This is a genomic window from Lysobacter sp. cf310 (assembly GCF_900114355.1).
GTDB lineage: Bacteria > Pseudomonadota > Gammaproteobacteria > Xanthomonadales > Xanthomonadaceae > Lysobacter.
This window is the reverse complement of record NZ_FOSS01000004.1, coordinates 248,617-268,578: the sequence shown is the minus strand read 5'-3', so window position 1 is coordinate 268,578 and position 19,962 is coordinate 248,617. Positions and strand designations below refer to the sequence as shown.

Below are 19,962 nucleotides of genomic sequence, written 5' to 3'. Positions count from 1 at the left end.
CGGATCGCCCGGGGTCGCCGTTACGGCGCCTCGGGCAGCTCCACCACGAAACGCGCGCCGCCCTGGCGGCGGTCCTCGTACCAGAGCTGGCCGCCGAAATTGGCCACGATCTGGCGCGCCAGCGACAAACCCAGCCCGCTGGACAGGCCGTCGTCGAGGGCCTCCTCGTGCAGGCGCACGAAGGGCTTGAACAGCTCGCGCTGCCGCGCCGGCGCGATGCCGGGGCCGCGGTCGGCCACGATCAACTGCCAGAACCCCGGCGCGCCCGGACGCGCGGCCAGCAGCAGTTCGCTGCCGGGCGCGTACTTCATGGCGTTGGTGACCAGGTTTTCGCTGACCTGGCGCAGCACGCGCGGATCGATCGCGACCTCGGCCGTGCCCGGCGGCGGCGCCACCTCGATGCGGATGCCGCGCGCGTCCAACTGCATCTCGTAACGGTGCACCAGCCATTGCAGGGTCTGGCCCAGGTCGGCGCGTTCGTCGCCGCTGGCCGCGCGCCGGCCGGCGCTGCTGCTTTCCAGGTAGTGGCGGATATAGCCCAGGGCGTCGTCGGCGCTCTCGTGGATCATCTGCAGGTAGCGCGGCACGCGCTCGGGCTTGCAGCCGCCGCTGCGCAGCAGGTCGCTGGCGAACAGCACGCTGGTGAGCGGATTCTTGAGGTCGTGCGCGACCAGGTTGACCAGTTCCTCGCGCTCGCGTGCGACCCGCTCCAGGCGATCGCGGGTGAGTTTGAGACCGACATGGGCGTTGACCCGCGCCAGCAGTTCCTCGGGCAGGAAGGGCTTGGTCACGTAGTCGACCACGCCGGCGTCGAAGGCGCGCAGCAGCAGGTCGCGGTCGTGGGCCGCGGTCACGAACACCACCGGCACCTTCAACGGCGCCTGCGCGCGCAGCGCCTCCATGACCTCGAAGCCGTCCATGCCCGGCATCATCACGTCGAGCAGGATCAGATCGGGTTCGGATTCGGCGTAACGCGCGAGCGCTTCGTCGCCGCTGGACGCCGGGATCACTTCGTAACCCTGGCGCTGCAGCAGGGTGCCGACCACGCGCAGATTGGCGGCCTGGTCGTCGACCACCAGAATCCGGCCCATGGACGTCGTGGCGATGGTCATACGTCCGGTGTCGCTCCCCAAGGCCTGTGTGGCGGGCGCCAGGTCCGGCAAGAGGTGGGCATCGCGGTCCGGAACCGGCGAGCTTTGCGGCGAGTCCTGCCGCGCCTCTGACACGTCGTCTATGCGCATTTATGGTGGCAACTTAACAGAATATTTCGCGGCGTAGCAGCGCGTTTCCGGGGACAGTCTGAACCATTCACCGGCGTTCGCAACGTCGCCGTCGGGGCCGCCGCGGGCGGGTCCGGCGGGTGCCGTCGGCGCCTCGATTTGCGGCCGCCGCCGTCCGGGTTCGCCGGCTCCCCGGCGGCCGCCACGGCCGGCCCCGGCGCGGCGGCTATCATGGCCGGGCTCCGTCTTCGCGAACCCGCCGTGACCCCCACCCACGACCCCGCCGCGCGGCGCCTCGGCCTGAGTCTGGCCGCGGCCGGCGCGATCCTGTTTTCGGCCAAGGCGATCCTGGCCAAGCTGCAGTACCGCTACGGCATCGACGCCCTGGACGTGATGGCGCTGCGCATGTCGCTGTCGCTGCCCTTGTTCGCGCTGCTGGGCCTGCGCGAGACCCGCCGCGCCCGCGCGCGCGGCGACGGCCTGAGCCGGCGCGACCTGGGCCTGATCGTGGTGCTGGGCGTGCTCGGCTACTACCTGTCCAGCCTGCTCGACTTCTGGGGCCTGGAATACGTGCCGGTCTCGCTGGAACGCCTGATCCTGTTCCTCAACCCGACCTTCGTGCTGCTGATGGGCGTGTTCGCGTTCGGGCGCAAGGTCGCGCGCAAGGAATGGATCGCGATGGCGGTCAGCTACGCCGGCGTGGCCCTGGTGATGGTCGAGAACCTGCGCGTGGAAGGCGAGCACGTGCTGCTGGGCAGCGCGCTCGTGCTGATGGCGGCGTTCTGCTACGCGCTGTACCTGGCGATGTCGGGGCAGCTGATCCAGCGCATCGGCTCGCTGCGCCTGGTCGCCTACGCGATGGTGGTGTCGACCGCGGCCACGCTGATCCACTACCTGATCGCGCGCGATCCCGCGCACCTGCTGCAGCTGCCCTGGCCGGTCTACGGCCTGGCCGCGGCGAATGCGCTGTTCTGCACCTTCCTGCCGGTGACTTTCACCATGGCCGCGGTCGCGCGCCTGGGCGCCGGCACCGCCGCCCAGCTGTCGGTGCTGGGGCCGGTGTCGCTGGTGTTCCTGGGCGGCTGGGTGCTGGGCGAGGCGATCACGCCGGTGCAGATCGTGGGCACCGCGGTGGTGCTGGGCGGGGTATTGATCCTGACCCGGCCGGGCGCGAACTCGGTGCCGGTGGCGCCGCCGATGGCGGAGCGGGATTGAGGGGGATGCGCGGGTGTGCGCGGTAGCGACGCGTCATTCGGTGGCGACGTCGCCGCATCGCTAGCGCGAATCGCGGCTTACGCCGCTCCCACAGAAAGCGCGGCGCTTGCGCGGTGTCTGTGGTGGCGCGGTCGCGGCTTGCGCCGCTCCTACAGAGGGCAGGTGGCGTGCGCGGTGCCTGAGGTGGCGTGATCGCGGCTTACGCCGCTCCTACCCCAAAGCGGCGATGGGCTTTCTGTGGGAGCGGCGTAAGCCGCGATCGCGACACCCCGAACGGCGGCGAACTCCGATGGCGCTAGAGCTCCCGCCACGCCCCCGGCGCCAACCCGTCCAACCGATGCTCGGCGATCGCCACGCGCACCAGCCGCAGCGTCGGCAGCCCCACCGCCGCGGTCATGCGCCGCACCTGGCGATTGCGGCCTTCGCCGATGGTCAGCGCCAACCACGCATCCGGCACGGTCTTGCGAAAGCGCACCGGCGGATCGCGCGGCCACAGTGTCGGCGTCTCGATGCGTGTCGCTTGAGCGGGACGGGTGCGGCCGTCGTTGAGGTCCACGCCCTCGCGCAGCGCGTGCAGCTGCGCCTCGGAAGGATCGCCCTCGACCTGCACCCAATAGGTCTTGCTCTGCTTATGACGCGGATCGGTGAGCCGATGCGCGAGGCCGCCGTCGTCGGTGAGCAGCAGCAGGCCTTCGCTGTCATGATCCAGGCGCCCGGCCGCATACACGTCCGGCGGCAAACCGAAGCCGGCCAGGGTCGGCCGCGGGGGCAGGCTGCGGTCGGTGAACTGGCAGAGCACCCCGTAAGGCTTGTTGAACGCGATCAGCATGCGCGCATGATCGCCGAGGCCGCGCCTGCCGCCAAACACCGACGGTGCAGGCGGCGGCGTCCGACACTCGGTCCCCGCCTAGCGACGAGGGATCGAGCCCGAGCTGATCGCAGCCGCGCTCATTGCGTCCATTCGCTCACGCGCACCTGGTAGCCGAAGCTCGCGTGCTCGCGTTCGATATCGCGCGGATCGGTGCCGAGCACGCGCAGGATGTGCGGGCCGTCCAGCGTGGGCTGGTAGACCAGCATCGCGTTGCCGTGCGCGCCGCCATCGGTGTCCTGGCGCGGCGAGGTGTCGCCGACCAGCGGGCCGCGCTGGAACAGCTGCAGCGCCGGATCGACGTCCGGGCTGGCGACCTCGATCAGATAGCGCTTGCCCTTGACCAGCGGCCCGATGCGCATGTCCTGGAACAGCGTCGAGTACAAGGTGGACGGCGAATAAGCGCCTTTGAGCGGCCGCGCGGGATGCAGGCGGCCCTGATAGGTGTCGCCGATCTCGACCAGCGGCAGGCTGCTTGCCGGCAGTGCCTGCGTGCGCGTCGTCGCCGGCGTGGCCTCGGCCGCGCTCTGCGTGCGCGCGCCGCGGCGCCGCACTTGCAGCGCGTAGGCAATCGAGCTGGCCGTCGTGCAATCGTCGACCTTGACGATGAGCCGGTAGGCGCCGTCTTTCTCGGCTTTGAACACCAGCGCCAGCCGTTCCTTGTCGTCGGGCTGCGCGCCGCGCTCGTTGTTGAGGCTGGCGCGGAAGTACTCGAAGCTCGGGCCGTGCACCGCCATCGACACCTCCGGCTTGGCCCCCAAGGGCCTACCGCCGGCGAGCTTGGCACGCTGGAACGCGTTGCCCGGGAAGGCGCCCTGGATCATCACCAGGTCGCCGCTGCGCACCCACGGCAGCACGAACTCGCGCCGGCGCATCAGCGCGCGCTGTCCGGCCTGCAGGTCCGCGCCGGCGCAGACGTCGGCGCCGGCCTTGCCGCGTTGGCGGATCGCACGTTCCATTTCCACGGCCGCTACGGCCTGGCTTTCCTCGTCCGAGGCCGAGTCCACGCTGTGCTCCAGCGCTTCCTCCACCGAGGACGGCAGCACGTCGGGCGGCAGATCTTGCGTATCGAGACGGCCTTCGTAGCGGACGTCGGGCTGCAGCGCGTACGGCAACGCGGCGGCGGCCAGGTTCCGATACGGGCCCGGCAACACGTCCAGCGAACTGGTGTCGGGCTCGGCCGCTGCGACCGCGTTGTTTTCCGCGCCCGGTACTGCTTCGACGGCCGCGACCGTCGCGGTGTCGGTCGCGGGGACTTCGGCGGTGAGCTCCGGCCCGGGCGCCGGAGGCGGTGTCGGCGCGCCCAGGGCCGCGTCGCGCAGCGAGCTCCAGTAGTCGGCGCTGCGCAGGTTGGGCATCAGTATCAGCAAGGCAACGGCGACTGCGAGTATCAACGCGACACTCAGCCCCGCGAACAGGAGCCGCGTCGTAGTTCGTCCAGCCATCCCACCGTCCCCAACGTCCTTTTGCATGCACTGTACTGGAACGCGATTGCGTTGCGACCTGCGCACGCCGCACTCGCCGCGCGAGTCGCGCAGCGCGCCCGCGGCTTGGCCGCAAGCGCGCTGCGCGGTCGTCCTCAGCCCGGCTTCTTGAAGCGCAGGGTCATGCGGTCGCTTTCGCCGATCGCCTTGTATTTGGCGTCGTCGGCGGCGTCGTGCTGGTTGCTGGGCGGCAGGGTCCACACGCCGTTGGGATGGTCGGCGGTGTCCTTGGGATTGGCGTTGACCTCGCTCTTCTCGTCGAGCACGAAGCCGGCGCCCTGGGCCAGTTCGATCACCAGCGCTTCGGTGAGGTAGCCGGACTTCTTCATCGCCTCCAGATCGGTGCCGGGCTTGGCGCGGTGATCGACCACGCCGAGCACGCCGCCGGGCTTGAGCGCGTCGAAGAAGGCCTTGAAGTAGGCCGGCGCGTTGCCGTCGGAGACCCAGTTGTGGGCGTTGCGGAAGGTCAGCACCACGTCGGCGCCGCCGGCCGGGCCGAAGTTCGGCGCCTTGGGGTCGAACACGCGCACGTCGGGCTTGCCGTAGATCGCCGGGCTGTCGGCGAACTTGGCGCGCAGCTGGGTGTTGAGGCTGTAGCGGTACTTGGGCTGGTCCGGAATCGCGTCGTCCCACACCGCGGCGACGTACTGGCCGTCGTCCTTGAGGTAGGGCGCCAGGACTTCGCTGTACCAGCCGCCGCCGGGGGTGATTTCGATGACGGTCTGGCCCGGCTTCACGCCGAAGAAGCCCAGGGTCTGGGCCGGGTGGCGATAGACGTCGCGGGCGCGGTTCTTTTCGTTGCGCCAGTCGCCGGCGAGCACGCGCTCGAAGCCGGCGGCTTTCGTGGCCGCGGCCGCTTTCGCGGCGGGTGGCTTGGCTTCGACCGACGCGGCGCCCAGGCCGAGCGCGGCGGCGATCACGGCGATCAGCAAGGGACGGTGCAAGGGGAGAGCGGTCATGCGTCGGCCTCGGAGCGGAAAGGGCGATCAGCCTAACCGCTGCCGCGTTAGCGGCCAGTGCCGGTGGTCCCGGACCCGCTCAGGTCTGCGAGTGCTTGCGCACCGGCCGCGTCAGCGCTTCGTCGCTGGGCAGGGTGTCGTGCATGCGCTGCACATAGGCCTGGGCCTGTTCGTGCACCCAGCCGCGGAACGCGAGCAGGCCGGCGTGATCGGCCGAGCGCTGCGGGTACACCAGGTAATGGGCGTAGTCGGTGCGCAGGCGTTCGGGGCGCAGCGACACCAGCTGGCCGTTCTCGATCAGCAAGCGCGTGCGCGCCATGCGTGCCAGCGCGACGCCCATGCCTTCGACGGCGGCGCGGTGCATGGTCTCGGAATCGTCGAAGTGGGCGACGTAGCGGTTGGGTTCGCGGCCGCCGTAGTGCTCGAACCAGTCGCGCCAGTGATCGGCCGGATCGCCGAGCAGCGGCCAGCGCTGCAGATCCTCCAGCGCCGGCAGCCCGCCCATGCGCTCGACCAGCTTGGGGCTGGCCACCGGGGTCAGGGTCTCGTCGAACAGGTGCTCGATCACCACGCCCGGCCAGCCGCCGTAGCCGCCGCGCAGGGCGGCGTCGACATTGGTTTCGCGTTCGAAATCGACCAGGCGCGTGCTGGACTGCAGGTTGAGCTCCAGCTGCGGGTGCAGGGCCAGGAAATCGCCCAGCCGCGGCACCAGCCAGGCCGAGGCCATCGAGGCCATCAGGCTCAGGGTGAGCACGTCGTCGCGGCAGGGCGCGTAGGGGCGCAGGGCGTGGTCCAGCGCCTCCAGGTGCGGCGCGATCCGGTTCATCAGGCGCTCGCCGTCGGCGGTCAGCTTGACCCCGCGCGGACCGCGATCGAACAGGCGCCGCCCGAGGCGCTCCTCAAGTGCACGGATCTGGTGGCTCAAGGCACTCACGGTGAGGTGCATCGAGCCTGCGGCGCGGGTCAGGTTGCCGCTGCGGGCGGCCGCGGCGAAGCCCAGCAGGGCGTGCAGAGGGGGGCGGCTCATCTTGAATCCTGCTCAAGGCTGACTTGCAGAATGATCGCTTTTTCAAGGCCTAGCCTAAGCGTAACTTGCACCTTACTCAACTAGCCAGTCCATTCCGGACCGGCGCCCGTCCCGCCAGGAGCACGTCATGAGCGTCTTGAGCATCTACAAGGACCTGCTGTTCATGCAGGGGTACCTGACCGATCACCGCTTCTTCGACCCGCCCGAGGCCGTGCCGGCCGCCGAGGCCAAGGCGGTGGTTCCCAAGCCCATCCTGGCGGGGGTCCCGCAAGCCGCCGCCCGCTGCGCCAGCCCAGGCGCGATTGGCGCGTGCTGCTGATGGCGGCGGCTCGTCTGCGCTCCCTCCCCTAGCAGGCCCGGTTCGTCCGGGCCTTTGCTTTAGGCGGAACCGGGCCTTGCTTGTGCAATATTTAGGCGTATCATGGGCCCAAACCGAGCAGGAGCCCGCCGTGTCCGCCGCCGCCTTCGACACCTTCCTCGAAACCCTACGCGAGCCCTCGCGCCCGACTCTGTCGCCGGTGCGGATGGCCCAGGCCCTGCACATGGGCGTGAGCGACCTGGCCGGCCTGGCGCGCGTGCACCGCAACACCGTCACCGGCAATCCGGAGTCGGCGCAGCTGCAAGGCGCCCTGCGCGACATCGTCAAAGTGCTGGCCGCGGCCTACCGCGTGAACGACGACCGCGAGCGCACCCTGTTCTGGTTCATCAATCACCCGATCGCCGAGTTCGGTTACCAGACCGCGGCCGATCTGGTGCGCGACGGCAAGTCCGAAGCCGTGATCCGCTACCTGGCGACGCTGGAAGGCGGCGCCACCGGATGATCCTCGCGGGGCTGGGGCCGGAGCTCCCGGCGTATCGCATGCACACCCCGCGCTGGTCGTTCCAGCCGCTCAGCGGCGCCGGCGCGGCCGTGGCCGGCGGCCGCCTCAACCGCCCCGGCATCGACGCGCTGTATCTGGCGCTGGAACCGGAAACCGCGATCGAGGAATTCCGCCAGGACGATCCGCTGGTGCGCCCCGGTACCCTGGTCGCCTACCGCGTCAGCATCGCGCGCGTGGCCGATTTCCGCGCCGGTTACGACCCCGCGCAATGGGCGCCGCTGTGGCAGGAGCTGTCCTGCAACTGGAAGCGCCTGGCCTTCCTGGACGAGATCGAACCGCCGAGCTGGGTGATCGCCGACGACGTGCGCGCCGCCGGCCTGGCCGCGGTCGTGTTCCCGTCCACCCGCCGCATCGGCGGCCTGAACCTGGTGGTGTATCCCGACCTGCTCGGCGCCGACGACCGCCTGCTGGTGCACGACCCGCGCATGGACCTGCCGATCGATCCGTCCAGCTGGCGCTGAGCGCTAGGGCAGGCGCCGGTCCAAGGGATACGGCGCGACGTCGGTGTAGCGGCCGGCGACCAGCGCGGCCTGCACCTGTTGCCACCAGGCGACCTGGAAGATCTCGGGGTGCGCGTGCAGCAGCGCGCCCAGCAGGGGCGGCGCCAGGCCGAGGAAGCGCGGGAACTGCTCGGGGAACACGTCGTTGCCGGCCGCGTAGAACCAGGCCCCCGATTCCATCTCGTCTTCGTGATTGCGCGCCTCGGGCACCGCGCGGAAGCGGCAATCGGTGACCAGGCACAGCTCGTCGTAGTCGTAGAACACCGCGCGGCCGTGGCGCGAGACGCCGAAGTTCTTCAGCAGCAAGTCGCCGGGGAAGATGTTGGCCAGGGCCAGATCCTTGATCGCCTGACCGTAGTCGATCGCGGCGGCGCGCGCGGCCTCCAGCGGCTGCTCGCGCAGATACAGGTTCAAGGGCCGCAGCCGGCGTTCCACGTAACACAGGTGCAGGACCAGATCGTCGCCGTCCTGGGTGATGCTGCCGGCGCAGGTGCTCAGCAGTTCCTCCAGCAGCTCCGGTGCGAAGCGCGCGCGCGGAAAGCGCAGGAAGCGGAATGGCTGGGCGTCGACCAGGCGGCCGACGCGGTCGTGGTGGAACACCAGCGCGTACTTGGCCTCGACTTCGGTGCGCGCGATCTCCTTCGGATAGGCGAAGCGGTCGCGGATCAGTTTGAACACCAGCGGATAGCTGGGCAGGGTGAACACCGCCATCACCATGCCGCGCTCGCCGTCGGCGCGCACCAGGCGCTCGCCGGCCTGGGCCGCGAACTGGCGGAAGAAGGTGCGATAGCGTTCGGTCTTGCCCTGCTTGGCGCGGCCGAGCACGGTGTAGAGCTCGTCGATCGGCTTGCCCGGCAGCAAGGTGCGCAGGAACACCACCGCGTCGCCGACCGTGGTGAGGTCGGCGTGGAAATAGCTGCGCGAGTAACTGAACAACTGGACCACGTCGGCGCGCAAGGTCAGCACCGCATCGACGCGCAGCGCGCCGCCGTCGTTGACCAGGGCGATCACGCAGGGCGAAAACGCGCGCTCGCCGAACACCCGCCCGATCAGGTAGGCGCGACGCTCGCGGTAGAACACCGCGTCCAGCAGCTCGATCGCGCGCACCGGGCTGGGACCCCAGTGGTGCAGATCGTCCTGCAAGCGCACCGCGATCCCGGCCGCGCAGCGCGTGCGGTGCGCGTAGGGCACCGCGAACGGGTAATCGTCCAGCACCCGCATCAGGGTTTCGGTGAGCCGGTCCTCCGACACCGCATAGCTGTGGCGCGCGACCGGGTGGGTGATGGCGTCGGTGGGCTCGATGTCCAGGGCCACGAACTCGATCGCCGCGTCCACCCCGCGGGTCTTGAAGAAGCGCCGGGTCAGGGTGTTGAAGAAGGTCTTGTAGAGCTCGCGATCCAGCAGCGGCTCGATCTGTTCGGCGTAACGCGCATGCACCGCCGACCACAGCGCGCGGTCGTGGGCCTGCGCGCCCAGGCGCGCGTCCAGCGCATCGCTGGCCTCGGCCACGCAGCGGTCGTACAGGGCGATGCGTGCGACCGCGTCGTCGCGCGCGCCGTTCCAGTCGCAGGTTTCGAAACGGCCCTTGGCGCGCCGGGTGATCGCGGCGAAGCGCGCGTGGTAATCGGCGAAGGCCTCGCGGATCTGCGCGGCGACGGCGTCGGCTTCGACCAGGGCGACGGAATCGATGGACATGCGGCCAGTGTAAGGCCGCGCCGGGGCGGCCATGCGCGCGCCGCGGCGGCTGTTATCGGCCGCCGAAGCGGGCCAGATCGAACGCCGCCAAGTCCGTCGGCGCCTCGATCCCGCTCATCGCCTGGGCCATCAGCTCGCCGCTGATCGCGGCCAGGGTCAGGCCCAGGTGCTGGTGGCCGAAGGCGTAGTGCAGGCGCGGGTGACGCGCGCTGCGTCCCATCGCCGGCAGATAGTCGGGCAGGGTCGGGCGCGCGCCGAACCATTCGTTGGGCTCGCCGCGCACCGGCAGGCCGAGCTCGGCGACGTGCCGGCGCAGGCGTCGCCACTTGCCCGGATCGGGCGGCGAGTCCACGCGTGCGTATTCGACGAAACCGGCCGCGCGCAGGCCGCCTTCGAAACGGGTCACGATCATCGAGCGGTCCTCGAACACCACCGGCGGCCGATCCGGCCAGTCGTGGTCCGCCCACTGCAGGTGGTAGCCGCGCTCGGCCACCAGCGGCGCATCGATGCCCAGCGAGGCCATCAGGCCGCGCGAACGCGCGCCGGCGCAGACCAGCACGCGTTCGGCGCGCAGCTGCGCGCCGTCGCGGGTGCGCGCGAGCACGCCGTCGTCGTCGATGCTCAAGGCCTCGATGCGGTCGTAGCGGCGCTCGCCGCCCATGGCCTGGTAGCGCTCGTGCAACGCCGCCGCCAAGCGGCGCGGGTCGGCGATCTGGGCGGTGCCGGAAAACGCGATGCCGGCTTCGATCGGCGCGCGCAGCGACGTACGCAGGGCGTCGAGGTCGCTCGCGGCCAAGGCATCGAAACGGGTGTCGCCGATATCGCTGCGCTGCCAGCCCTCGCGGCCCTGCTGCGCGCTGCGGGCGGACTCCCAGCACAACCAGTGCCCGGTCTCGCGCAGCAGCTCCGGTTGCTCCAGGGTCTGCGCCAGTCGTCGCCAGGCCGGCAGCGCCTGCGCGAGCAAGCCGCGCAAGGCCAGCCGGCCGCGTTCGTAGGAGGCGGGCGTGCAGGCGCGCAGATAGCGCCACACCCAGGGCGCGATGCTGAGCGGATCGCGCAGCGCCAGTGGCCCGCCGAAGGCGTACAGCCGCCGCGGCGCCGAGCGCAGCGTCGCCGGCGAGGCCAGCGGCTGCGCCTGTTCGGTGGCGATATGCCCGGCGTTGCCCCAGGACGCGGCCGCGCCGACGCGGTCGGGGTCGGTCAGGATCGTGCGCCAGCCGCGCTGCTGCAGGCCCAGCGCGCAGGCATGGCCGATCACGCCGGCGCCGATCACGAGCACGGAAGACGAAGTTCGGCTCAAGCGCGCGGCCCGGGCGGACGAGGAGCCACGATGCTAGGCGCGGCCGCGGCGGGCGACTACGCAAATATCCGCACGCCGGGCGCGGAAGCCAGACAAGCCGCGCGCGCCAGCGCGCACCGAACATGCCTCGGCACGCGTCCGCGTGCGCTGCGCAGGAGTCGGTCGATGGATCCCATCCGGGACGGCACCATCCTTTTGCTGTCGGCACTGACGCTGTTGGCCCTGGGCTATGTCGGGCGCTGGTGGATGATCGAGCGCGCGCGCCGCGTGCCGACGGATGCGCCGCGCCGGCCGGATGCGCGCGATCTGGCGACCGGCTTCGTCGCCAACTTCTTCGACACCCTGGGCATCGGTTCCTTCGCCACCACCACCGCGATCTTCAAGCTGCGTGGCCGCGTCGACGACGACCGCATTCCCGGCACCTTGAACGTCGGCAACGCGTTGCCGACCGTGGTCCAGGCGCTGATCTTCATCGCGGTGGTGGAAGTCGACCTGACCACCCTGCTGGGCATGATCGGCGCGGCCGTGGTCGGCGCCTGGCTCGGCGTGCGCGTGGTCGCGCGCCTGCCGCGGCGCGCGATCCAGATCGGCATGGGCGTGGCCCTGTTGATCGCGGCCGGGCTGTTCCTGGCGGCGAACCTGGACTGGCTGCCCGGCGGCGGCGTCGCGCTGGGATTGGAAGGCGGCAAGCTCGTGTTCGCGATCGCGGTGAGCCTGTTGCTGGGCGCGCTGATGATGCTGGGCATCGGCCTGTACGCGCCTTGCCTGATCCTGGTCGCGCTGCTGGGCATGAATCCGATCGCCGCGTTCCCGATCATGATGGGCGCCTGCGCCTTCCTGATGCCGGTCGGCGGCGGCGCCTTCGTGCGCTCGGGCCGCTACGACCTGCGCGCGGCGCTGGGCCTGGCGGTAGGCGGCATTCCGGGCGTGCTGATCGCCGCGTTCGCGGTCAAGTCGTTGCCGCTGGAATGGCTGCGCTGGCTGGTGGTGGTGGTGGTGCTGTACGCGGCCGCGCAGATGCTCATGTCCGCGCGCAAGGCGGCGCAGGCTTGAGCCGGCGATAGTCGCGCGGGGTCAGGCCGACGCTGGCCTTGAACTGGCGGCTGAAGGCGCTTTGATCGGTGAAGCCGCACTGGTGACCGATCGCCGCGATGGTGTCCTCGCCGTGCAGGCGCTGCATCGCCGCTTCGATGCGCAGGCGCGTGAGCCACTGCTGCGGCGCGAGCTGGAACACGCGCCGGAACTGGCGTTCCAGTTGCGACAACGACAGGCCCGCCAATTCCGCCAGGGCCTGCATGCGCACGGGTTCGCCGTAATGCGCTTCCATGTGGTCGAGCACGCGGCGCAGGCGCGCGTAGCCGGGATGACGGCCGTCGGGCTGGGCGAGGTCGCGCGAGATGCCGATCAGGCCCAGCACCTCGCCTTCGTGCCACAGCGGCTGCTTGCTGGTCAGGCACCAGCCCGCGGCGCGGTTCTGGAACATGTGCATTTCCAGTTGGTCGTCGATGCGCCCGCCCGCGAGCACGCGCCGGTCCTGCGCGGAGTAGCTGTCGCCCAGGCGCGCCGGGAACAACTCGCTCGCGCCGCGGCCGATCACCGCCTCGCGCCCGCCCAGGCCCAGGCGCTGGACCAGGGTCTGATTGGCGTGGGTATAGCGGCCCTGACGGTCCTTGATGAAGAACACCACGTCGGGCAGACGATCGAACAACTCCTGCAGGAGGTCCGGGTCCACCAGCGGCAGCGGCGCGGAAGGCATCGTCCGATTATGCGGCGCGCGCGAAACTTTGTGCCGATTTCCGCATCCGCCGTGGCGCAAGCCCGCTAGACCCGTACGCGCCCTCGGCCGGACCATGGCGATCATGCGCAGCATCGACTACATCGACAGCCACACCGGCGGCGAACCCACGCGGGTGGTGCTGTCCGGCCTGCCCGATCTGGGCACCGGCGATCTGGCCGAGCAGCGCGCGGCCTTCGCCGCCCACCACGACCGCTGGCGCAGCGCGATCGCCTGCGAGCCGCGCGGCTCCGACGCCATGGTCGGCGCCTTGCTGCTGCCGCCGCAGCACGTGTTCTCGGTGGCCTCGACGATCTTCTTCAACAACGTCGGCACCCTGGGCATGTGCGGCCACGGCACCATCGGTCTGGTGCGCACGCTCGCCCACCTGGGCCGGATCGGCCCGGGCCGGCATGCGATCGACACGCCAGTGGGCACGGTGGTGGCGCAACTGCACGCCGACGGACTGGTCTCCATCGACAACGTCGAAAGCTATCGCCACGCCCAGAACGTAACGCTGGACGTGCCAGGCTACGGCCGCGTGCGCGGCGACGTGGCCTGGGGCGGCAACTGGTTCTACATCACCCGCGACGGCACGATCCCGCTGACGATCGCGCATTGGCGCGAGCTGACCGCCTACACCGAGGCGATCCGGCGCGCGCTGGAAGCCGCCGGCGTGCGCGGCGCCGGCGAAGCGGAGATCGACCACATCGAACTCAACGGCGCCGCCCACGCGCCCGGCGTGGACGCGCGCAACTTCGTGCTGTGCCCGGGCCTGGCCTACGACCGTTCGCCCTGCGGCACCGGCTTCTCGGCCAAGCTGGCCTGCCTGGCCGCCGACGGCGCGCTCGCGCCCGGCGCGGTCACGCGCATGGAGAGCGTGCTGGGCAGCGTGTTCGAAGGCAGCTACGAACATGCCGCCGACGGCCGCATCCGTCCGCGCATCAGCGGCCGCGCGCATCTGATGGCGCAGGGCCGGCTGCTGGTCGAGGACGACGACCCCTTCGCCTGGGGCGTGCGTCCCGAGTAGACGCCGCGCGCCGCGAACCCTTTCAACACCGCATCGAACAGGATCCCTACATGAGCAACGCAAGTTTCTGGCGCGGCGTCGTGCCCGCCATCACCACGCCGTTCGCCGCCGACGGCTCGGTCGACCACGCCTTCCTCGCCCGCCACGCCAACCAGCTCATCGACGCCGGCTGCACGGGCATCGTGCCCTTGGGTTCGCTGGGCGAGGGCGCGACGCTGTCGTTCGACGAGAAGCTGGCGATCATCGAAACCCTGGTCGCGGCGCTGGGCGATCGCGCGCCGGTGATCCCCGGCATCGCCGCCCTGTCCACCGCCGAGGCCGTGCGCCTGGCCCAGGCCGCCGAGCGCCTGGGCGCGCGCGGCCTGATGGCGCTGCCACCCTACGTCTACTCCACCGACTGGCGCGAGATGGGCGCGCATATGCGCGCCATCCTCGAGGCCACCGACCTGCCGGTGCTGCTGTACAACAACCCGGTCGCCTACAAGACCGACTTCGTGCCCGAGCGCATCGCCGAGCTCGCCGCCGCCTATCCGAACCTGCAGGCGGTCAAGGAATCCTCCTGCGACATCCGCCGCTTCGCCGCGATCAAGGCGCTGCTGGGCGACCGCCTGGAACTCATGGTCGGCATGGACGACGCGATCGTGGAGGGCGTGTCCATGGGTGCGGTGGGCTGGATCGCCGGCGTGGTCAACGCCTTCCCGGCCGAATCGGTGCGCGTGTTCGAACAGGCCCGCGACGGCGGCGCGGCGGCGGCGATGGACCTCTACGCCTGGCTGCTGCCGCTGCTGCGCATGGACACCGTGCCCAAGTTCGTGCAGCTGATCAAACTGCAGCAGCAGCGCGTGGGCATGGGCGACGAGCGCGTGCGCGCGCCGCGTCTGCTGGTGGAGGGCGCCGAACGCGCCGAGGCGCTGGCGGTGATCGAGCACGCCCTGGCTACGCGCCCCAAGCTTTGATCCAGGCCATCCCGCGAGGAACCAGCGCATGCAACCGATTCTGATCGCAGGCCAATGGCAGCAAAGCCGCGACGACGCCGGCGGCTTTCGCGCGTTGGATCCGACCAGCGGCGAGCCCATCGGCGAGATCTTTCCGCGCTCGGGCCCGCGCGATATCGAGGCGGCCGTGGCCGCGGCCAGCGCGGCCGCCGACGAACTGGCGGCCACCGCGCCCGCGCGCATCGCCGATTTCCTGGAGCGTTACGCGGCCGGCATCGAGGCCGCCGCGGACGAGCTGGTCGCGATCGCGCACGCCGAAACCGCGCTGCCGCTGGCGCCGCGGTTGTCCGCGGTCGAACTGCCGCGCACCACCGGCCAACTGCGCCAGGCCGCGGCGGCGGTGCACGCCTACGCCTGGACGCAGCCGGTCATCGATACCCAGGCCGGTCTGCGCGCGCACTACGCGCCCCTGCACAAACCGGTGCTGGTGTTCGGCCCCAACAATTTCCCGTTCGCCTTCAACGCGGTGGCCGGCAGCGATTTCGCCTCCGCCATCGCCGCGCGCAATCCGGTGATCGCCAAGGCCCATCCGTCCCACCCGGGCACCAGCCGCGTGCTCGCGCGCATCGCCCACGAGGCGGTGCACGCGAGCGGGCTGCCGGAAGCGGCGGTGCAACTGCTGTACGAGCTCGATCCCGAGCGCGGCCTGCAGCTGGCCGGCGACCGCCGCCTGGGTGCGATCGGTTTCACCGGCAGCCGCGGCGGCGGCCTGGCGCTGAAGGCCGCGGCGGACCGCGCGGGCATCCCGATCTACGCCGAGATGTCGAGCGTGAATCCAGTGTTCCTGCTGCCCGGCGCGCTGCGCGAGCGCGGCGAGACCCTGGCGCAGGACTTCTACGCCTCGTGCACGCTGGGCAGCGGTCAGTTCTGCACCAATCCCGGCGTGGTGGTGTTGCCGATGGACGAGGCGGGCGACGCCTTCGTCGCCGCCGCCGCCGCGCGCTTCGCCGCCGCGGCGCCGGCGGTGCTGTTCTCTGCAGGCGTGCAGCGCCAGCTGGAGCTGGCGGTGACGCGGCTGCGCGCGGCCGGCGCGCGGGTGGTGGCCGGCGCGGCGCAGGCGTCGGGTCCCGGCGCGCGTTATGCGCCGACCCTGTTGAGCGTGGACGGCGCGGACTTCCTCGCCGCCGCCGAAGCCCTGCAGCAGGAAGCCTTCGGGCCGGTGTCGCTGCTGCTGCGTTATCGCGACGCCGACCAGGCCGTGGCGATCGCGCGCGCCTTCGACGGCAACCTCACCGGCAGCCTGCACAGCGCCGCCGACGGCAGCGACGAGGCCGAGTACGCGCGCCTCGCCGCGGCCTTGCGTCCGCGCGTGGGCCGTCTGATCGACGACAAGTGGCCGACCGGCGTGGCGGTAAGCCCGGCCATGCAGCACGGCGGTCCGTACCCCAGCACCAGCCACGCCGGTTTCACCTCGGTCGGCATGCCAGCGTCCATCCATCGCTATGCGGCGCTGCATAGTTACGACAACGTGCGCCAGGACCGCCTGCCGCCCGAGCTGCGTGACGCCAACCCCGGCGGCGTGCAACGCTGTATCGACGGAATCTGGACCACCGCCGACGTCGGCTCTAGCGCCTGAGGCGATCGGATCGATGCGCGCCGCCGGGTTCCGCATCGATCCACTCGCCCAGTGAACGATCATGAGTCGTGCGAACCACCCGGACTACGATATTCGCCTGCCGCAATGGAATGCGCCCGATCCGCATTTCGAATTCGTCGAGCGGACGCGCAAGAAAACCCTCTTGGGTGGGACAGCCCCCTGGCGCGTCGCCCCGCGCGAGAAGCGCGAATCCGTGCATGGCGAGGCGAGCTCCTGCGATTCCTTGCTGAGCGTTCATGCCGACGCCATCGTGGTCGGCGCGCCGGCGGGCACCAGCGAGATCGGATTCATGATGGGGTTGTACGCGGTCCTGATCGGCTTCGCCGCCTGCATGTTCGGATGGGGCGCCGTCGAAGCGATCGCGACGCTGGATCCGAACCAGGCGGATCATGCCCTGAACTTGTCGATGGCCGTCGTTTCGACGATCGCCGCGCTGTTCTTTCTGGTTGCGGCGCTGTTTTTCTTCAGGGTCGGATTCCTTACGCCGCGCGATCTCCCGGTCCTGTTCAATCGCAAGACCCGAGAGGTCTCGTTCTTCACCGTCATCCCGATGCGTTTCTGGACATTCTGGCAATGTGCCGGCGTCGGCGAGGTAAAGACCTATCGCTGGGACGACGCCCATGCGCGCAGCTATCGGCTCAGCGAGTTGACGGGCGAAACGATGCGATCTTCCTATCTGCTGGCCTTGCTGTGGGGCGACCCCCAGCAAGCCAGGCAATGCAAGGAGATCGTGACCATCGGCTACAAGGGCTGGTGGGAGGATGAACTGCTGTGGCGCCTGTATGAGCACATCCGGCGCTACATGGAGGAAGACGGCCCGCCGATCCAGTCGGGCGAGCGCCTGCGGCGTTCGGGGACGGGCCAGCTGCCGCAGTTCCCGCCGGAGGTCATCGCTGCCGCCGGCGGGCCTGCCTTGAGCGAACAAACCGTGCATGGACTGGCAGGCATTCGCGAATGACCAACCCTATCGCAACGCTCGCCATGCCGGCGCCACCCCGATCGGCATACGCGTCCCATCATCGCTACGCCGTACCGCTTGGTCGCGACCATGCGCGCCGGGACCGCCTGCCGGCCGCGCTGCGTGACGCTCACCCCAACGGCGTGCAACGCTGTATCGACCTCATCGGGACCGCAACGACCTTGGCTGCGCGCCTGCCGCGATTGGGTCGGATCGATGCGCGTCTCCCGCTCCGCCCGCATCCGCCTACGCCGAGAGTCCACGCATGATCGTTCGCCTGCTGTGTCCGCCCCTGCTGCTTGCCGTGCTGTCGTTGGCCGGCGTAACGCCCGCCAGCGCCGCCGAAGCCGTCGCCGTCGCCGCGCCCAACGAGGCCACGCGCCAGTTGCGCGAGCTGTACGACGCCGAGTGGCGCTGGCGTCAGCAGGAATTCGTGCGCGTGCGCGAGCCCGACGGCCGCTGGGAAGACGGCGACCGCATGCCCAGCGTCACCCCGCAGGCCTGGCAGCGCCGCGTCGCCTACTGGGAAAAGGCGCTGGCCCAGCTCGACGCGCTGCCGGAGACGCAACTGTCGGACGAGGAACGCATCAACGCCGCGGTGTTCCGCACCTCGGTCGCGATCGAGCTCAACAACGCGCGCTACCGCACCTATGAGGCGCCGTTCAACAGCGACACCTTCTTCTGGGGCGGGCTCAATCCGCGTCGCCCCTATCAGAAGGCCGAGGAGTACCGCCGCCTGCTCGGCCGCCTGCACGACCTGCCGCGCTACTTCGACGAGAACATCGCCAACATGCGCGCGGGCCTGGCGCGCGGCTACAGCGTGCCGCGCGTGGCGATCGAAGGCCGCGACCGCACCATTGAGGCCTATGCCAAGAGCGGCGCCGACAATCCGTTCACCGCCACCTTCGCCGCGATTCCCGCGCACTTGGGAGAACAGACGCGGCGCGCCCTGCAGGCCGAGGGCGAGCGCGCGATCCGCGACGAAGTCGCGCCGGCCTACGCCAAGCTGCTGCGCTTCATGCGCGAGGAATACCTGCCGCGCACGCGCACCAGCACCGCCGCGCGCGAGCTGCCCGACGGCGCGGCCTTCTACCGCAGCCAGATCCGCGAATACACCACCACCGAGCTGACTCCCGCGCAGATCCACGAGATCGGCAAGCAGGAGGTCGCGCGCATCTCGGCCGAGATGCGCGAGGTGATGCGCAAGGCCGGCTTCAAGGGCAGCTTCGAGGAGTTTCTGGCGTTCCTGCGCAGCGACCCGCAGTTCTACGCCAAGACCCCGCGCGAGCTGCTGTCGTATTCGGCCTACGTGACCAAAAAGGTCGACGGCCGCCTCGAGGATCTGTTCACCCAGCTGCCGCGCAAGCGCTTCGCGATCCTGCCGGTGCCCGACGACATCGCGCCGGTCTACACCTCCGGGCGCGGCGGCCTGGACTCGTGCCTGATGAACACCTACGACCTGCCATCGCGGCCGCTGTACACGCTGGCTGCGCTGACCCTGCACGAATGCGTGCCCGGGCACAGCCACCAGGCGGCGATGGCGCTGGAAGCACCGGACCGTCCGGACTTCCGCCGCCAGACCTATTTCTCCGGCTACGGCGAAGGCTGGGGCCTGTACACCGAATGGCTGGGCATCGAGCTGGGCGTGTACGAAACGCCCTACGAGGACTTCGGCCGCCTGACCTTCGAAATGTGGCGCGCCGCGCGCCTGGTCATCGACACCGGTCTGCACGAATACGGCTGGAGCCGCCAGCAGGCGATCGACTATCTGTCGCAGCACACCGCGCTGGCGCCGCACGACATCCGTACCGAGGTCGACCGCTACATCAGTTGGCCCGGCCAGGCCCTGGCCTATTACCTGGGCTATCGCAGCATCCGCCAGCTGCGCAGCGAAGCCGAAACGACATTGGGCACGCGCTTCAACGAGGCCAAGTTCCACGACACCCTGCTGAACCTGGGTTCGGTGCCGCTGCCGGTGCTGGAGCGCGAGATGCGTCGCTTCGTTGCTACGAGCCAAGCCGAGGCGGCCACCGCGCCGGCCGCCGCCGCGCGCTGAGCGAACACCTGGACCGCGTCGTCCCGCGAGCGGGGACGGCGCCTGTGGCAGGTTGCGCGCCATCGCGGCTTACGCCGCTCCCACAGAGAGCGCGAAGCTGGCGTCGTTGGTGAAGCGACGCGGTCGCGGCTTGCGCCGCCCCTACATCGAAGAGGCGTGGATTTCTGTGGGAGCGGCGTAAGCCGCGATCGCATCACACACATCCGACGCAAACCCGCCGGCCCCTGTAGGAGCGGCGCAAGCCGCGACCGCGCCACCGCGACCACGCCGCCACCCCCGCCCAAAACCGAAACCGCCCATAACAGCGCACCAAACAACCACGAAAAACGTGGACGAATCCGCGCGCCAGGCAACCGCGAATCGCACGCGACCAAGGTCACATGGACGCGCGCGCGCTCACCCG

Annotated in this window: 18 protein-coding genes; 10 read left to right on the top strand and 8 right to left on the bottom strand. The window is 70.4% G+C overall.

Annotated features, from left to right (window positions below):
• Nucleotides 1–20: 20 nt before the first annotated feature.
• On the bottom strand, nt 21–1,112 hold the full coding sequence (locus tag BMZ45_RS15680) for a hybrid sensor histidine kinase/response regulator (RefSeq protein ID WP_175489101.1): 1,092 nt from the start codon (nt 1,110–1,112) through the stop codon (nt 21–23).
• A 369-nt stretch (nt 1,113–1,481) separates the two neighbouring features.
• On the opposite strand from BMZ45_RS15680, the gene BMZ45_RS15675 reads away from it, so the two are divergent.
• The gene (locus tag BMZ45_RS15675; protein WP_254776668.1) at nt 1,482–2,435 is read left to right on the top strand and encodes a DMT family transporter; all 954 of its coding nucleotides are present in this window, start codon (nt 1,482–1,484) and stop codon (nt 2,433–2,435) included.
• Between the two features lie 295 nt (nt 2,436–2,730).
• On the opposite strand, the gene BMZ45_RS15670 is transcribed toward BMZ45_RS15675, so the two are convergent.
• From BMZ45_RS15670 to BMZ45_RS15655, 4 genes are all read right to left on the bottom strand, one after another.
• Nucleotides 2,731–3,264 (bottom strand): pseudouridine synthase, encoded by a 534-nt coding sequence (locus BMZ45_RS15670; protein ID WP_091637466.1) that lies wholly within the window; start codon nt 3,262–3,264, stop codon nt 2,731–2,733.
• A 119-nt stretch (nt 3,265–3,383) separates the two neighbouring features.
• Entirely contained in the window at nt 3,384–4,673 is a 1,290-nt protein-coding gene (locus BMZ45_RS15665) for a hypothetical protein (RefSeq protein ID WP_091637465.1), read from the bottom strand.
• Nucleotides 4,674–4,882: 209 nt separating this feature from the next.
• Complete coding sequence (locus tag BMZ45_RS15660; RefSeq protein ID WP_091637464.1) at nt 4,883–5,746, bottom strand: class I SAM-dependent methyltransferase; 864 nt, start codon at nt 5,744–5,746, stop codon at nt 4,883–4,885.
• A gap of 79 nt (nt 5,747–5,825) precedes the next feature.
• Nucleotides 5,826–6,773 (bottom strand): LysR substrate-binding domain-containing protein, encoded by a 948-nt coding sequence (locus BMZ45_RS15655; protein ID WP_091637463.1) that lies wholly within the window; start codon nt 6,771–6,773, stop codon nt 5,826–5,828.
• A 127-nt stretch (nt 6,774–6,900) separates the two neighbouring features.
• Here BMZ45_RS15655 and BMZ45_RS15650 point away from each other — a divergent pair, with 127 nt between their 5' ends.
• The 3 genes from BMZ45_RS15650 (at nt 6,901) to BMZ45_RS15640 (ending at nt 8,115) form a co-directional block, all read left to right on the top strand.
• On the top strand, nt 6,901–7,092 hold the full coding sequence (locus BMZ45_RS15650; protein ID WP_091637462.1) for a hypothetical protein: 192 nt from the start codon (nt 6,901–6,903) through the stop codon (nt 7,090–7,092).
• Nucleotides 7,093–7,222: 130 nt separating this feature from the next.
• On the top strand, nt 7,223–7,594 hold the full coding sequence (locus tag BMZ45_RS15645) for a DUF2384 domain-containing protein (RefSeq protein ID WP_091637461.1): 372 nt from the start codon (nt 7,223–7,225) through the stop codon (nt 7,592–7,594).
• 38 nt (nt 7,595–7,632) lie between these two features.
• On the top strand, nt 7,633–8,115 hold the full coding sequence (locus BMZ45_RS15640) for an RES family NAD+ phosphorylase (protein WP_217643217.1): 483 nt from the start codon (nt 7,633–7,635) through the stop codon (nt 8,113–8,115).
• 3 nt (nt 8,116–8,118) lie between these two features.
• Here the strand turns inward: BMZ45_RS15640 and aceK are convergent, their stop codons facing one another.
• Together aceK and BMZ45_RS15630 are read right to left on the bottom strand one after the other, a co-directional pair.
• On the bottom strand, nt 8,119–9,849 hold the full coding sequence (gene aceK, locus BMZ45_RS15635) for a bifunctional isocitrate dehydrogenase kinase/phosphatase (RefSeq protein ID WP_091637459.1): 1,731 nt from the start codon (nt 9,847–9,849) through the stop codon (nt 8,119–8,121).
• Between the two features lie 52 nt (nt 9,850–9,901).
• On the bottom strand, nt 9,902–11,128 hold the full coding sequence (locus tag BMZ45_RS15630; protein ID WP_217643216.1) for an NAD(P)/FAD-dependent oxidoreductase: 1,227 nt from the start codon (nt 11,126–11,128) through the stop codon (nt 9,902–9,904).
• 186 nt (nt 11,129–11,314) lie between these two features.
• Between BMZ45_RS15630 and BMZ45_RS15625 the strand changes: the two genes are divergently transcribed.
• The gene (locus BMZ45_RS15625; protein WP_091637457.1) at nt 11,315–12,202 is read left to right on the top strand and encodes a sulfite exporter TauE/SafE family protein; all 888 of its coding nucleotides are present in this window, start codon (nt 11,315–11,317) and stop codon (nt 12,200–12,202) included.
• On the opposite strand, the gene BMZ45_RS15620 is transcribed toward BMZ45_RS15625, so the two are convergent.
• The gene (locus tag BMZ45_RS15620) at nt 12,171–12,905 is read right to left on the bottom strand and encodes an AraC family transcriptional regulator (protein ID WP_057161789.1); all 735 of its coding nucleotides are present in this window, start codon (nt 12,903–12,905) and stop codon (nt 12,171–12,173) included. The two genes, BMZ45_RS15625 and BMZ45_RS15620, sit on opposite strands and share 32 nt — an antisense overlap.
• 103 nt (nt 12,906–13,008) lie before the next feature.
• On the opposite strand from BMZ45_RS15620, the gene BMZ45_RS15615 reads away from it, so the two are divergent.
• The 5 genes from BMZ45_RS15615 to BMZ45_RS15595 all read left to right on the top strand — a co-directional run bounded on the left by BMZ45_RS15615 (nt 13,009) and on the right by BMZ45_RS15595 (nt 19,559).
• Entirely contained in the window at nt 13,009–13,953 is a 945-nt protein-coding gene (locus BMZ45_RS15615) for a proline racemase family protein (protein ID WP_091637763.1), read from the top strand.
• 50 nt (nt 13,954–14,003) lie between these two features.
• Nucleotides 14,004–14,909 carry a dihydrodipicolinate synthase family protein gene (locus tag BMZ45_RS15610; RefSeq protein ID WP_091637456.1) on the top strand — a complete coding sequence of 302 codons (906 nt, stop codon included), beginning with the start codon at nt 14,004–14,006 and terminating at the stop codon, nt 14,907–14,909.
• Nucleotides 14,910–14,937: 28 nt separating this feature from the next.
• Entirely contained in the window at nt 14,938–16,524 is a 1,587-nt protein-coding gene (locus tag BMZ45_RS15605) for an aldehyde dehydrogenase family protein (RefSeq protein ID WP_091637455.1), read from the top strand.
• 61 nt (nt 16,525–16,585) lie between these two features.
• Nucleotides 16,586–17,503, top strand: coding sequence for a DUF6708 domain-containing protein (locus tag BMZ45_RS21855; protein ID WP_217643215.1), 918 nt, complete (start codon nt 16,586–16,588; stop codon nt 17,501–17,503).
• A 265-nt stretch (nt 17,504–17,768) separates the two neighbouring features.
• The gene (locus tag BMZ45_RS15595; RefSeq protein WP_091637454.1) at nt 17,769–19,559 is read left to right on the top strand and encodes a DUF885 domain-containing protein; all 1,791 of its coding nucleotides are present in this window, start codon (nt 17,769–17,771) and stop codon (nt 19,557–19,559) included.
• The last annotated feature ends 403 nt before the right edge of the window (nt 19,560–19,962 follow it).

Bases quoted from the DNA above. Each gene is read 5' to 3' on its own strand.
- aceK (WP_091637459.1), bottom strand. From the start codon at position 9,849: ATGTCCATCGATTCCGTCGCCCTGGTCGAAGCCGACGCCGTCGCCGCG.
- BMZ45_RS15625 (WP_091637457.1), top strand. From the start codon at position 11,315: ATGGATCCCATCCGGGACGGCACCATCCTTTTGCTGTCGGCACTGACG.
- BMZ45_RS15640 (WP_217643217.1), top strand. From the start codon at position 7,633: ATGCACACCCCGCGCTGGTCGTTCCAGCCGCTCAGCGGCGCCGGCGCG.
- BMZ45_RS15660 (WP_091637464.1), bottom strand. From the start codon at position 5,746: ATGACCGCTCTCCCCTTGCACCGTCCCTTGCTGATCGCCGTGATCGCC.
- BMZ45_RS15615 (WP_091637763.1), top strand. From the start codon at position 13,009: ATGCGCAGCATCGACTACATCGACAGCCACACCGGCGGCGAACCCACG.
- BMZ45_RS15595 (WP_091637454.1), top strand. From the start codon at position 17,769: ATGATCGTTCGCCTGCTGTGTCCGCCCCTGCTGCTTGCCGTGCTGTCG.
- BMZ45_RS15680 (WP_175489101.1), bottom strand. From the start codon at position 1,112: ATGACCATCGCCACGACGTCCATGGGCCGGATTCTGGTGGTCGACGAC.
- BMZ45_RS15605 (WP_091637455.1), top strand. From the start codon at position 14,938: ATGCAACCGATTCTGATCGCAGGCCAATGGCAGCAAAGCCGCGACGAC.
- BMZ45_RS15650 (WP_091637462.1), top strand. From the start codon at position 6,901: ATGAGCGTCTTGAGCATCTACAAGGACCTGCTGTTCATGCAGGGGTAC.
- BMZ45_RS15670 (WP_091637466.1), bottom strand. From the start codon at position 3,264: ATGCTGATCGCGTTCAACAAGCCTTACGGGGTGCTCTGCCAGTTCACC.
- BMZ45_RS21855 (WP_217643215.1), top strand. From the start codon at position 16,586: ATGAGTCGTGCGAACCACCCGGACTACGATATTCGCCTGCCGCAATGG.
- BMZ45_RS15620 (WP_057161789.1), bottom strand. From the start codon at position 12,905: ATGCCTTCCGCGCCGCTGCCGCTGGTGGACCCGGACCTCCTGCAGGAG.
- BMZ45_RS15610 (WP_091637456.1), top strand. From the start codon at position 14,004: ATGAGCAACGCAAGTTTCTGGCGCGGCGTCGTGCCCGCCATCACCACG.
- BMZ45_RS15655 (WP_091637463.1), bottom strand. From the start codon at position 6,773: ATGAGCCGCCCCCCTCTGCACGCCCTGCTGGGCTTCGCCGCGGCCGCC.